At 65.6% G+C, this 12,155-nt stretch carries 13 protein-coding genes; 5 read left to right on the top strand and 8 right to left on the bottom strand.

Annotated elements, in window-relative coordinates; translation table 11 throughout:
- Window positions 1-42 precede the first annotated feature (42 nt).
- From U0S50_RS04995 to plsY, 4 genes are all read right to left on the bottom strand, one after another.
- The gene (locus tag U0S50_RS04995; protein WP_322307658.1) at window positions 43-1,038 is read right to left on the bottom strand and encodes a hypothetical protein; all 996 of its coding nucleotides are present in this window, start codon (window positions 1,036-1,038) and stop codon (window positions 43-45) included.
- Between the two features lie 127 nt (window positions 1,039-1,165).
- Complete coding sequence (locus tag U0S50_RS05000) at window positions 1,166-2,713, bottom strand: vWA domain-containing protein (protein ID WP_322307659.1); 1,548 nt, start codon at window positions 2,711-2,713, stop codon at window positions 1,166-1,168.
- Between the two features lie 114 nt (window positions 2,714-2,827).
- Window positions 2,828-3,985, bottom strand: a complete 1,158-nt coding sequence (dprA, locus tag U0S50_RS05005; protein WP_322307660.1) for a DNA-processing protein DprA — start codon at window positions 3,983-3,985, stop codon at window positions 2,828-2,830.
- Window positions 3,982-4,584: a glycerol-3-phosphate 1-O-acyltransferase PlsY gene (plsY, locus tag U0S50_RS05010; protein ID WP_322307849.1), complete on the bottom strand. Its 603-nt coding sequence runs from the start codon at window positions 4,582-4,584 to the stop codon at window positions 3,982-3,984. The genes dprA and plsY overlap by 4 nt, the downstream gene beginning before the upstream one ends.
- A 134-nt stretch (window positions 4,585-4,718) precedes the next feature.
- Between plsY and murI the strand changes: the two genes are divergently transcribed.
- Window positions 4,719-5,525 carry a glutamate racemase gene (gene murI, locus U0S50_RS05015; protein WP_322307661.1) on the top strand — a complete coding sequence of 269 codons (807 nt, stop codon included), beginning with the start codon at window positions 4,719-4,721 and terminating at the stop codon, window positions 5,523-5,525.
- Between the two features lie 12 nt (window positions 5,526-5,537).
- Here murI and U0S50_RS05020 read toward each other — a convergent pair whose 3' ends face one another.
- A complete protein-coding gene (locus U0S50_RS05020; RefSeq protein WP_322307662.1) occupies window positions 5,538-6,101 on the bottom strand; it encodes a hypothetical protein in 564 nt (187 codons plus the stop codon).
- A 247-nt stretch (window positions 6,102-6,348) separates the two neighbouring features.
- Here U0S50_RS05020 and hemA point away from each other — a divergent pair, with 247 nt between their 5' ends.
- The 3 genes from hemA to U0S50_RS05035 are packed head-to-tail and all read left to right on the top strand — an operon-like array spanning window position 6,349 to window position 8,694.
- On the top strand, window positions 6,349-7,569 hold the full coding sequence (gene hemA / locus U0S50_RS05025; protein ID WP_322307850.1) for a 5-aminolevulinate synthase: 1,221 nt from the start codon (window positions 6,349-6,351) through the stop codon (window positions 7,567-7,569).
- A gap of 35 nt (window positions 7,570-7,604) precedes the next feature.
- Complete coding sequence (locus U0S50_RS05030) at window positions 7,605-8,030, top strand: DUF695 domain-containing protein (RefSeq protein WP_322307663.1); 426 nt, start codon at window positions 7,605-7,607, stop codon at window positions 8,028-8,030.
- Window positions 8,020-8,694 (top strand): nitroreductase, encoded by a 675-nt coding sequence (locus tag U0S50_RS05035; protein ID WP_322307851.1) that lies wholly within the window; start codon window positions 8,020-8,022, stop codon window positions 8,692-8,694. Before U0S50_RS05030 ends, U0S50_RS05035 begins: the two co-directional genes overlap by 11 nt.
- On the opposite strand, the gene U0S50_RS05040 is transcribed toward U0S50_RS05035, so the two are convergent.
- Genes U0S50_RS05040 through U0S50_RS05050 form a run of 3 tightly spaced genes read right to left on the bottom strand, consistent with a single transcriptional unit; the run spans window position 8,691 to window position 10,789 of the window.
- On the bottom strand, window positions 8,691-9,284 hold the full coding sequence (locus U0S50_RS05040) for a GNAT family N-acetyltransferase (RefSeq protein ID WP_322307664.1): 594 nt from the start codon (window positions 9,282-9,284) through the stop codon (window positions 8,691-8,693). The two genes, U0S50_RS05035 and U0S50_RS05040, sit on opposite strands and share 4 nt — an antisense overlap.
- A 22-nt stretch (window positions 9,285-9,306) precedes the next feature.
- Complete coding sequence (locus U0S50_RS05045; protein WP_322307665.1) at window positions 9,307-9,744, bottom strand: hypothetical protein; 438 nt, start codon at window positions 9,742-9,744, stop codon at window positions 9,307-9,309.
- 55 nt (window positions 9,745-9,799) lie between these two features.
- Window positions 9,800-10,789 (bottom strand): threonine ammonia-lyase, encoded by a 990-nt coding sequence (locus U0S50_RS05050; protein WP_322307666.1) that lies wholly within the window; start codon window positions 10,787-10,789, stop codon window positions 9,800-9,802.
- Window positions 10,790-10,853: 64 nt separating this feature from the next.
- Between U0S50_RS05050 and U0S50_RS05055 the strand changes: the two genes are divergently transcribed.
- Window positions 10,854-12,062: a saccharopine dehydrogenase family protein gene (locus U0S50_RS05055; RefSeq protein WP_322307667.1), complete on the top strand. Its 1,209-nt coding sequence runs from the start codon at window positions 10,854-10,856 to the stop codon at window positions 12,060-12,062.
- Window positions 12,063-12,155: the final 93 nt, after the last annotated feature.

The following is a 12,155-nucleotide window of genomic DNA, read 5'->3' on the forward strand; positions in this document are numbered from 1 at the left end:
CCCGTCCGTCAAGAGGGGATTTGGGCGCCCGCAAGGCGGATGTCAACGCAGCGCGCCGAGACGCCCGATCAACAATTCGCTGGCAAGGCTCGCCGCCTTGGCCGCACCCTCCTCATAATTTCCGGGCTTGGCCGTGAACTGGAATTTGCGCGTCTTGCCAAAACGCGGCAGGCCGATTCCGGCGGCGGCGGCCAGGCCGCCCGCGACATTGGCGGTCGACTGCACGGCCTTTTCGGTGCCGGTCGACGCATCGCTTTTCTCGATGAACTCGCCCTCGACCCCGACCGGCGCAGTCATGGTTATGACGGCCTGCTTTCCGCTGGGCGCGATCAGCGTCATGCGCGAAAAATCGGCCGCGACCGACAGTCCGCTGTTCACATTGATCCCGCCGCCGAAACTGAAGAAGCCCGGTCGTTTCTGGTCCGAAAAATCGACGAGATAGACGACATTGACGACCCCGACGCCCGCCTGCTTTGCATAGGATGACAGGGCCGAACCAGCTTGCCCCGCCGCCATGTTCAACCCCATGCTGCTCATCCCCGACCCGGTAAAATCGCCGGGAAGCATCAACAGCGACGGCAATGCCGACGGCTTGAAATAGGTCGCCTTGCCCTTGCTTCCCTTTTCCAGCGTGATGTTGATATCGACCGGCCCGGCCTGTGGCTTGGCCTTGGCCAGCGCGGCATGGCCGAACAGCTCGGCCGCCGGTTGCACGACATAGCCGCGCCCTTCCATCTGCCGAACGAAGTCCGCATAGGCGGCATCGGTAATCGCCTGCATCATCTGGGGCGTGACCCCGACCAACTCGCTCTGCGCCTTGGTCGTGCCGCCAAAGGCGCCCATCAGGCCACCGGTCTTTTGCTTCTGGTCGATCGATTCAAAGATGAAGCCGATGTTGAAGCCCGCGACCGCGACGGTCGTGACGTTTTTGGCATTGGCCGGTCCCGAAATCTTGACCGGATCCTTGTCTTTGGCGGCGAGTAAAATGGGCTGGACGAGCAGCACTGCGGCCGCAACGGCCGACAGCAGATTTTTCATGGGTCTTTCCTCCGACCCCCATCTCCACCGGCCGACCCGTCCGGCCTGAGAGAGGGCTTATCGAAGCAACCCACGCCTCCCGCATCGACCAGATGCCGCACCAAGTCAATGGCGCGGCATCGGTCCGTCACCCCTCCTGCCAGCGAAAATCGGCGGGCAGGATGCATTTTCCAGCGTCATATTTGCCCACGCTGCGGATCACCTCCTGCCCGTCGGGCTCGATGCGACGGCCGCTGATCTGGCTGTCGATGACGCGCCGGACCAGCGCGTCGAGCCGGGTGACGAGGTAACAGTCGATCGCCGGCGGAGCATGGGGATTGCCGACCCCGCTGTCGTCGGTCAGGAACAGATACCGCGACTGGGTGGCCGCGGCCATCGCGCGCATCGCATATTCGGCCTTGTCGGCAACGCCCGACGCCGCGACAGGGGTGATGTGAATGCGCTTGGCCCGCGCCGCCTCCGCCGCCGCCCACGTCCGCGCGAACTGTTCGTCGTGCGGCGGTGCGTCGGCGACCAGCAACAACGACTTCACGGCATCGGGGCGCCACTGCTGCCCGACCGCACGGATCAGCGCCTGGTCCATCGCCTCGGGATAATCGCCGCCACCGGTCGCATATTGCTGTGCCAGAACGCCCTGCGCACGCCCGATATCGCGGTCGAACGCGACCGTCCGGGTGACATATTCGTCGCCAAGGTCGCGATAGAAGACAAAACCGACCCGGATATCAAGGTCGCTATGCTTGCGCGTGATGGCGGCCATGATCGACCGCAGCTCGGCCTGAAGGTAACGTATCTCGTCCCCCATGCTGCCCGTCGTGTCGATCACCAGCATCAGGTCCAGCTTGCTCGCGCGGGTCGCCTGCTGGTTCGCGGTGAGGCCGACGAGCTGTCCGCCAGAGGCGCGCGAGACAAGCACCGGCCGCGTATCGGCGATCTGGCGCCCATTCTTGCGCGCCGAAACGCTGATCCGCTCGCTAAGCCGGTCAAGGCCGGGAAAAAAGACCGCGCTGCCGTCGGCCTGGGTCGCCATGGTGATCCGGTTCCCGTCCGAACAGGTCACGGTGACGTCGGCAAAGGGGATCGGCTGCCCGTTGCGGTCCTGCACCTTCACCGTCACCACCCGCGTCGTATCGACACGCGGCAGAACCCGGATCTCCTGCCCCAGATTGCTGCGGTTCACATAGGCGGCATACAGTTCGGGATTGAGCAGGTCGTCATGCTCGCCGGCGGTCAATATTCCCGCCTGCGGTTGCGGCTGGGGGCGCGGCGGATAGGGTGGGTATGGCGGGACCGGCGGCGGCACGGCACGATCATAGCCGCCCGCCGCCGATGCTTCCGCGGCCGATGGCGCGGGCGGCGACACGCGCGCGCCCGTCACCATCACTTCGTCGGCGGCGACGGGGGCGGGCAGCGCCATCACCGGCGGCGGCGGCGGGGCCGGCGGCGGCGGAGCTCCAACCATCTTCTCCAGATACGGTTCGCCGCCGCGCCGGTCCGATGCGCCGCTGGTCTGCTGCGATTGCGCCTCGGGTGCCAGCCGAGGCAGGGGGTCTGCCGTCCGGCAAAAGCCCTGGCGGTCGGCGGCCTGTGCCGGGGCCGTCGCGATCGGCAGCGGCGCTGGCACCGTCGCCAGCACCGCAAGCATCGTTACGCCTGTCATCCAACGACTTTGCATGGCCTTGTTCCCCGCATGTAATAGAATATCACGAATCTGTGTTTCAGCCGCTGAACCATGACTGAACCGGAACCGACGATGGCCGGGCGGACAAAGCCCCCGTTGTGCCTCCCCTCACACCAGCGAGATTTTCGCACCGGCGTGGCGCTCGATCCGTCCTGCCAGCTCCAATTCCAGCACGATCAGCTGCACGGTCGCAGCGGAGCGCCCCGACTGGCGGACCAGCTCGTCGATCGTCACCGGCGTCGGACCCAGCAGTTCCGCGATCGCCCGGCGCTCCCCCTCGCCTGCCGACTCGTCCCTCGGCTCGATACCCCGGGGCGATGGAGGAAACGGCGCGCGCGCATCGCCGCCCATCTGGCGTCCCCCTGTATCGCGCCGCTCTGTATCGCGCGCGGCTGGGTCGCGCACCATGCGCGGATCGATGGGCCCGATCGCCTCGATCACATCGGCGGCATTCTGGATCAGCGTCGCACCGTCGCGGATAAGCTGGTTGCAACCCTGCGCGCGCGGGTCGAGCGGCGATCCGGGCACGGCCATCACCTCGCGCCCATAGTCGGCGGCACGGCGCGCGGTGATCAGCGACCCCGATCGCGGCGCCGCCTCGATCACCACGGTCGCATGGGCCGCTCCGGCTATGATCCGGTTGCGCGACGGAAAATGGCGCGCGAGTGGCTCGGTTCCCGGCGGCTGCTCCGCAAGCAGCAGGTGCCCGGCGGCGATGCGGTCCTGCAATTCGGCATTTTCCGGCGGAAAGGCGACATCGATTCCGCTGGCGATCACGCCGACAGTCGCGCCCCCAAGCCCGCCGACATGCGCCGCCGTGTCGACGCCGCGCGCCAGGCCGCTGACTATTGCAATGCCCTGCCCGGCCAGGTCGGCGGCGAGCTGGCGGGCAAAGCGACAGGCGACCGCCGATGCGTTGCGCGCGCCGACGATGGCGACCGCGGGGCGATGCAAAATCGCGGCATCTCCGCGCATGATGAGGACCGGCGGCGCGTCCGCGACGGCGCGCAACAGCGGTGGATAGTCTCGGTCGTCGCTGAACAGGTATCGCGCGCCCAGCATCGCGACCCGTTCCATTTCCTGCTCGACGAGCGCCGCGGACGCGATCCGGGGTTTGCCACTGCCGCCTCGCAGGACAAGCTGCGGCAGCGCATCAAGCGCGGCTTCGCCCGAACCAAAGCGCTGGATCAGTTGGTGCCAGCTCACCGGGCCGACATGCGGCGTGCGGATCAGGCGCAGCCGCGCCAGCCGCTCGGCCGCTGTCACGCAGCGTCCTTCTTTCCGCCGACGCGGGGCTCGGTTCCGGCGCGCAGCCGAGCGATATTCTCGCGATGCCGCCACAACACGATCACCGCCAGCCCGGCCAGGCCAACGGCATAGGTCGGATAGCCGAAGGCGAGCGCGGCGAGCGGCGCGGACACCGCGCCCACCATGCCGCCAAGCGACGAGATGCGCAGCAACAGCACCGTCCCCAGCCAAGCCGCAGCGAACACCAGCCCGATCGGCCAGGCCAGCGCCAACGCAAGCCCGAGCAGGGTGGCGACCCCCTTTCCTCCCCGGAATTTCAGCCAAACCGGATAGCAATGACCGATCATCGCAGCGGCGCCTGCGATCATCGCCCCGTCATCGCCAAGCCCGGGCAGGAAATGTCGCGCGAGCAACACCGCCACGGCCCCCTTTGCCCCGTCGAGCAGCAGCGTCGCCGCTGCCAATCCCTTGCGCCCGGTGCGCAGCACATTGGTCGCGCCGATATTGCCCGACCCGATCTGCCGCAGATCACCCGCACCCGACAATCGCGTCAGGATGACCCCGAAAGGGATGGAGCCGAGCAGGTAGGCAGCGGCGATCAAAAGATAGACGGACATGATGCTCCCCAGCTCGTTCGCGCGCACCTTGGCGATATTGCGCGCAGCTTTCAACGGATTCGGGGTCGATAGCTCCAAAAGGGCGGAGTCTTTGGCCCATTGAGCGCCGCGGTGCCGCCTGCTAGGCGACCCCGATGCACGTCCCGCCGCCCGATGCCCCCATCCTCTTCTTCGACAGCGGCCTTGGCGGCCTCACCATCCTCGAACCGACGCGGGCGCTGTTGCCGACGGCACCTGTTGTCTATGCCGCCGATTATGCCGGGCTCCCCTATGGCCAGAAGAGCGAGGCCGAACTGGCGGCGCGGGTTCCGGCCCTGCTCGGCCGGCTGGTCGAACGCTATCGGCCGCGCCTCGCGGTCATCGCCTGCAACACCGCCTCGACCATCGCGCTGGCCCATGTGCGCGCCGCCCTCGACCTGCCCATCGTCGGCACGGTTCCCGCCATCAAGCCCGCCGCATTGCTGACGCGCAGCGGTGTGATCGGGGTTTTGGGGACGCGCGCGACGGTACGCCAACCCTATGTCGACGACCTGTCGGCCCGTTTTGCCGCAGGCCAGACGGTGCTGCGCCACGGCAGCCCCGAACTGGTCGCCGCCGCAGAGGCAAAGCTTCACGGCGCACCGGTTGATCCTGCGGTCATCGCCCGCGCGATCGCGGGCCTTCGCGAACAGCCCGGCGGCGATGCCATGGATGTGATCGTCCTCGCCTGCACCCATTTTCCGCTGCTTGCCGACGAACTGGCGCAGGCGGCGGGCCCGGGCGTCCGGCTGATCGATGGTGCCGGCGGCATCGCCCGGCGCATCGCCCATCTGACCGAAGGACAGGATTGGCCGGCAGCGGCGTCGATGGGCACTGCGGTCTTTACGCGCAGCGACGATCATCCGCCGCCCCCCGTATCGGCCCTCGCCCGCTTCGGGCTCGGCCGCATCGATCTCGTCTAGCGCGCTGGGCGCCTAATCCTCCTGCCCGGCGACACAGCGCTTCAACCAGGCGAGATTTTCAGTGTCGGGACCGTCGCTGTCCAAATCATCGACCAGCGCCGGCAGATCGGTTTCGCGATGCGCGGGCGCCGATGACGCCTCCGCCGTGCAACCGACCACCTTCCCGCTTTTCGCGTCATAGCGGCCGCCTTCGCAGGCGACGAGCAGCGCATCCGACGTCCCCCAGCCGACCTTGCTCGCATGATCGGGCGCCTGTCCGCGGCAATATGTGTCGGTTTCGGACCCCGGATCGCCGCAGATCTTGGCAATCCGCGCGACATCGCCGTCCACCGTCGCCACGAATCTCTGGTAATAATAGGCGTTGGTCGCGAAATAGCGTTGTATCCCGCAAACCCGGTCGCCCCGCTGCTTCGTCACCTGATAGGAACAGATGGTCGCCCCGCGAAAATCCTCGCAATCCGCGCGAACCGCGTCGAACGGCGCCCGCGTCGGTTCGACCGAGGGGGCGGCCGGCGCAGCGACCAGCCATGCCGCGCCCAGCGCCATCGGAAATATTCGCAGGACGGTCACAAGCATCTGATGCTCCTTCGTTTTCCAGGATATGCGCCCATGAACCCTAGGCGCGGCGCCGCCAACCGCCAATCGTTGCGATGTAGCGCTATGCTGGACGCCGCTTGACGTTACGGCTCGCCCGATTGGGACAATTTGACCCATGACTGCGAATCGTTCGCACTGGATTTCGGCCAATTTCAACGCTATTGCCCGGCGAAACACTGCCGCTGGAGGGAGCGGCACGCGCTGGAACAATCCGCGGGGCTGCATTGTGAACTACAACGATATTTTCGCCCGGGCCATCGATCGCCTTCACGAGGAAGGCCGTTACCGCGTCTTCATCGACATTTTGCGCAACAAGGGTGCCTTCCCCAATGCGCGCTGCTTTGCCGGCCACAATGGGCCAAAGCCGATTACCGTCTGGTGCTCGAACGACTATCTGGCCATGGGCCAGCACCCCAAGGTGCTCGGCGCGATGGAAGAGGCGCTGCACGACGTCGGCGCCGGGTCGGGCGGCACCCGCAATATCGGCGGCAACACCCATTATCACGTCGACCTCGAGGCTGAACTTGCCGACCTGCACGGCAAGGAAGGCGCGCTGCTTTTCACCTCGGGCTATATTTCGAACGAGGCGACGCTCGGCACGCTCGGAAAGCTTTTGCCGAACTGCATCATCTATTCGGACGAACTCAACCATGCCTCGATGATCGCGGGTATCCGCAATTCGGGGTGTGAAAAGCGCGTATGGCGCCATAACGACCTCGCCCATCTCGAAGAGATGCTGGCCGCCGACGATCCCGAAGCGGCCAAGGTCATCGCGTTCGAAAGCGTCTATTCGATGGACGGCGACATCGCCCCGATCCACGCGATCTGCGACCTTGCCGACAAGTATAACGCCATCACCTATTGCGACGAGGTCCATGCCGTCGGCATGTACGGCCCGCGCGGCGGCGGCATCACCGATCGCGACGAAGCGGCGAGCCGGGTGACGATCATCGAAGGCACGCTCGGCAAGGCGTTCGGCGTGATGGGCGGCTATATCGCCGCCGACAAGAATATCGTCGATGTCATCCGCAGCTATGCTCCGGGCTTCATCTTCACCACCAGCCTGTCGCCGGTGCTCGTCGCCGGCGTGCTGGCAAGCGTGCGCCACCTCAAGCAATCGAGCGTCGAGCGCGATGCCCAACAGGCCGCCGCCGCTTTCCTGAAGAAAAGCTTCCGCGACGCGGGCCTGCCGGTGATGGATTCGGTCACCCACATCGTCCCGCTGATGGTCGGCGACCCGGTACGCGCAAAGAAGATCAGCGACATATTGCTCGCCGAATATGGCGTCTATGTGCAGCCGATCAATTTCCCGACCGTGCCGCGCGGCACCGAACGCCTGCGCTTCACGCCGGGTCCGGCGCATGATGAAGCGATGATGCGCGAGTTGACGCAGGCGCTCGTGGAAATCTGGGATCGGCTCGAACTGCAGCTTCAGAAGGCGGCGTGAGCGAGCCGGGCATTTTCCCCACAGACGATTGGGTCATGGCAAAAGGAATGGGACCGAACGGTCCCATTCTGGCCCGTTACCGAAGCGGAATGCCCTCGAACGCCGACAAGGCGCTCTTTTCCAATCTCGTCATCGTCCGTTGGCAATATGCCGACGCCAGCGCGGGCACCTTCCCCGACGACGAGACGCTCGACCGGATGGTCGAATTCGAAGATGCCATTCTCGACGCTTCCGACCACGAACGATATTGGGGCTCCGGCGTCGCGGTCGTGACCGAAAACGGTGCCCGCGAATGGCGGTTCTATACGCCCGACGCATCGGAATTCATGGAAAATCTCAACAGGGTTCTGGCCGGAAAACAGGCGTTCCCGCTCGATTTTCAGCTGTTCGACGATCCCGAATGGCTGGCCCTTGCCGAACTTCAGCAACGCACAGCGAGCGACAAGCATGATGAGCTATGACGAAGTCGTCTGCGGACGCCGGTCGATCCGCGGTTTTCTGGACAAACCCGTTCCGAAGGCGCTGATCGCCGAGATCATCGAGGTCGCGATGCGCGCGCCATCATCCTTCAACAATCAGTGCTGGAACTTCTCGGTCGTCACCGGCGCGCCGCTCGACGCAATCCGTCGCGGGAATACCGACGGCATTCTGGCAGGCAATCCCGACAGCCGCGAATTTCGCCGCTTCGACAAGGTGCCCGACGAGCATCGCGGTCGCCAGATCGAAATCGCCAAGCAATTGTTCGGCGCGATGGGCATCGAACGCGACGACCGCGATGCCCGCCAGGACTGGGTTCTGCGCGGTTTTCGGCAGTTCGATGCCCCGGTCAGCATCGTCGTCACTTATGACCGCGTGCTGCTGGGCAGCGATATTGCGCCCTTCGACTGCGGCGCGGTCACGAATGCGCTGGTCAATGCCGCCTGGTCGCGCGGGCTTGGCTGCGTGATCAACAGCCAGGGGATCATGCAAAGCCCCGTGGTGCGCGAACATGCGCAGATCCCCGACGATCAGCTCATCATGATCTGTGTCGCCATGGGCTGGCCCGATCAGCAGTTCCCGGCCAACGCCGTCGTGTCGAACCGCAAGCCAGTGGCCGACGCGGTGCGCTTCGTCGGGTTCGACTAGGCCGCCGGGGGCCGCATCATCCCCCAGAAATGCGGGCCGCCGCCCGGCACGTCCCATTCGACCTGGGTGACGAATCCCAACCGTTCATACAGCGGCAGATTGATCGGCGTCGCCGTTTCGAGCCAGCATGGCAGTCCCTCGCGATCCGCAACCGCGGTCTGCGCCCGGATGATCCGGCCGCCGTGCCCCTTACCCTGATGCGCGCTGCGCACCCCAACATAGTGAAGGTACCAATAAGGGCCAGCGGGCCGGTGGGCGTCGATCCCGGCCTGCACCTTCAGCCCGCGCGGCAACGCCATGCCGAAGGCACCGATCAGCGGAACGACGGTGCGCAGAAACTCCATCGTCCCGCTGTGCGCGCGTCCCGGCGCGCGCCACAGCGACGCGGCCTCGCCGCCCGACGTCCGCAGCGCCAGTCCCGCGCGCATGTCGGCAGGGACCAGCGTCCCGAAAAGGCTGCGCAGCGCGCGCGCCCGGTGCGCCGCATCGGGCAATATCCAGCTCAGGGCCGGATCGGTCTGGAACGCCTGCGCCAGCGTTTCGGCGATTTCCGCCCGGTCCGCGGCGGCGGCGGTATTGACCTCGGTCACGCTTCCCCCTTTCGCCACCAGCTCAATCGCGGCAATAGCCTTCGCCCGCCTTTACCACGAGGCATTCGGTCTTTCCGGCCAGATATTTGAGCCCGGTTTCATCGCCGCTGCCGCGACGCAGCGACAGTTGCTCGCCGCCCCGTTCGAACCCGATGCCATGTTCGCCATCGGTGCCTTCATAATCGCCCTTCGTGTCGAGATCGGATTGCATCTCCAACCGGTATTTTCCGGGCTCTGCCGGGGTGATGGTGACATACATGCCTTCGACACCGGTCCATTTTCCGGCCCAGCTCGCAAAGCGGTGGGCCGCCTCGGCCGGTGTGGCGGAGGCGGAATCCGCGCCATCGGCGATCGTCGATGCGGGCGCCTTCTGCGCGTCGGCCGGGGCCGGCGCCTCGGCCTTTTCGCATCCCGCAAGCGCGAGCGCGGCCATCGTGATCAGGATCGTCTTGCCTTGCATTTGCTTCTCCCTTCACCCGTATCAACACCGTGCGGAACGCCCTGTTCCGCAACCCTTATCCCGCCAGTATCTCGGCATAAAGCTGCGGATCGACATTGCCGCCCGACAATGTCACCAGCGTCGCGTCGCCTATCTCGACCTTGCCCGCAAGGACCGCCGCCAGCGCCGCCGCACCGCCAGGCTCGACGACCAGGTGCAGCCGCTCGAACACGACGCGCATGGCATGGCGCACCTCTTCGCGCGTCACCGCCACCCCGCGCACCCCGCGCGCCTGGAGCACCGCAAAATTGATCGGCCAGGTCTCCGGGGTCTGCAACGCATCGCATTCGGTGGGATAGCGCATGTCGCGGACCGACAGGATCTCGCCCGCCTCCAGCGATCGGGCGACATCGTCCCAGCCTTCGGGCTCGACCGCCGTGACGATCGCATCGGGGCAGGCCAGCGCCAGCCCCGCGGTCAGCCCGCCGCCGCCGCAACAGGCAACGATCCGGTCGGGACCGTCGATCCCGCGCGCCCGCATCTGCGCACGCGCCTCCAGCCCCGCCGTCCCCTGCCCCTCGATGATCCACGGGTCGCCATAGGCGTGGACCAAAACTCCGCCGCGCTCGCGGATCAGTTCGGCCGCCACCGCGTCGCGCGATTCGGTGACGCGGTCGTACAGCACCACCTCTGCCCCCAGCGCGCGGGTCGCCGCCAGTTTCATCTGCGGCGCGTTGCTGGGCATCACGATCGTCGCGCGAATGCCCAGCCGTTTTGCGGCCCAGGCGACCCCCTGGGCATGGTTGCCGCTCGACACCCCAACCACCCCCGCCGCGGCATCGTCCGCGGTCAGATCGGTCAGCCGGTGCCACGCGCCGCGAATCTTGAAGGCGCCGACGGGTTGCAGGCATTCGGCTTTGCACCAGATGGTGCGCCCCGCGACATCCAGCGGCAAAAGCGGCGTCATCGGCAGGATTTCGGCCACTTTGTCGGCGGCGCGCTCCACCCCCGACAGCGATGGAACGCGCGATGCCAGCATCCGGGGATCGGGGCTTTGTTCTGTCATGTCTTCGTCCTATATGCCCGGTCAGACAAGGCAAGCGGCGTCGCGCCGCCACAGGAGATTTTCGATGAGCAAGGTTTTGGTGATCGGCGCAGGCGGCGTCGGATCGGTCGCGGTTCACAAGATGGCGATGAATGCCGACATCTTTCCCGCCATCACCCTCGCCAGCCGCCGCAAGTTCAAATGCGACGCGATCGCCGAATCGGTCAAGGCCCGCACCGGCGTCACCATCGACACCGCCGAGGTCGATGCCGACGATATCGAGGCGACCGCCGCGCTGATCCGCGACATTGGCGCAACGCATGTCGTGAACCTCGCCCTGCCCTATCAGGATCTGACGATCATGGAGGCGTGCCTGGCCACCGGCGCGCATTATCTCGACACCGCCAATTACGAACCGCGCGACGAGGCGAAGTTCGAATATCACTGGCAATGGGCCTATCAGGACCGCTTTAAACAGGCCGGGCTGATGGCACTGCTGGGTTCGGGTTTCGACCCCGGCGTCACCAGCGTCTTCACCACCTGGCTCAAGAAGCATCATTTCGAGCGCATCGACACGCTCGACATTCTCGACTGCAACGGCGGCGACCATGGCCAGCATTTCGCGACCAACTTCAACCCGGAAATCAATATCCGCGAAGTTACCGCGGTGGCGCGCCACTGGGAAAATGGCGACTGGGTCGAAACCCCGCCGATGTCGGTGAAGCAGAGCTTTGACTTCGAGGCGGTGGGGCCGAAGAATATGTACCTCATGTATCATGAGGAAATCGAAAGCCTGAAGACGCACCTGCCCGAAATCCGCCGCATCCGTTTCTGGATGACCTTCGGCGATGCCTATATCCAGCACCTCACCGTGCTCCAGAATGTCGGCATGACGCGCATCGACCCGGTGATCTATGAAGGCAAGGAGATCATCCCGCTGCAATTCCTGAAAGCCGTGCTTCCCGAACCGTCGAGCCTCGGCGAAACGACGAAGGGCAAGACCAATATCGGCGTCATCGCCACCGGCCTTGGCAAGGACGGCCAGGAAAAGACGCTCTATCTCTACAATATCTGCGACCATGAGGACGCCTATGCCGAAACCGGCAACCAGGCGGTCAGCTATACCACCGGCGTCCCGGCGATGATCGGCGCGGCGATGATGGTCACTGGTACCTGGTCGGGCGACGGGGTGTTCAACATGGAACAGATGGACCCCGACCCCTTCATGGACATGCTCAACAAGCACGGCCTGCCCTGGCAGGTAAAGGAACTCGACGCGCCACTCGATTTCTAGGCCGGACGGGACAGTATCGACGCCGCGCCAGCGCGTAGTTCATCCAGGATAAACAGGGTTTCGAATCGTCCAACAATGGCGCTTCGAAACCCT

Source organism: Sphingopyxis sp., from assembly GCF_034380315.1.
GTDB lineage: Bacteria > Pseudomonadota > Alphaproteobacteria > Sphingomonadales > Sphingomonadaceae > Sphingopyxis.

Excerpts from the sequence above, each read along its gene's own strand:
- U0S50_RS05045 (WP_322307665.1), bottom strand. The coding sequence starts at position 9,744 with ATGCAAGGCAAGACGATCCTGATCACGATGGCCGCGCTCGCGCTTGCG.
- U0S50_RS05000 (WP_322307659.1), bottom strand. The coding sequence starts at position 2,713 with ATGCAAAGTCGTTGGATGACAGGCGTAACGATGCTTGCGGTGCTGGCG.
- U0S50_RS04995 (WP_322307658.1), bottom strand. The coding sequence starts at position 1,038 with ATGAAAAATCTGCTGTCGGCCGTTGCGGCCGCAGTGCTGCTCGTCCAG.
- U0S50_RS05055 (WP_322307667.1), top strand. The coding sequence starts at position 10,854 with ATGAGCAAGGTTTTGGTGATCGGCGCAGGCGGCGTCGGATCGGTCGCG.
- U0S50_RS05035 (WP_322307851.1), top strand. The coding sequence starts at position 8,020 with ATGAGCTATGACGAAGTCGTCTGCGGACGCCGGTCGATCCGCGGTTTT.
- U0S50_RS05050 (WP_322307666.1), bottom strand. The coding sequence starts at position 10,789 with ATGACAGAACAAAGCCCCGATCCCCGGATGCTGGCATCGCGCGTTCCA.
- murI (WP_322307661.1), top strand. The coding sequence starts at position 4,719 with ATGCACGTCCCGCCGCCCGATGCCCCCATCCTCTTCTTCGACAGCGGC.
- U0S50_RS05030 (WP_322307663.1), top strand. The coding sequence starts at position 7,605 with ATGGCAAAAGGAATGGGACCGAACGGTCCCATTCTGGCCCGTTACCGA.
- plsY (WP_322307849.1), bottom strand. The coding sequence starts at position 4,584 with ATGTCCGTCTATCTTTTGATCGCCGCTGCCTACCTGCTCGGCTCCATC.
- U0S50_RS05020 (WP_322307662.1), bottom strand. The coding sequence starts at position 6,101 with ATGCTTGTGACCGTCCTGCGAATATTTCCGATGGCGCTGGGCGCGGCA.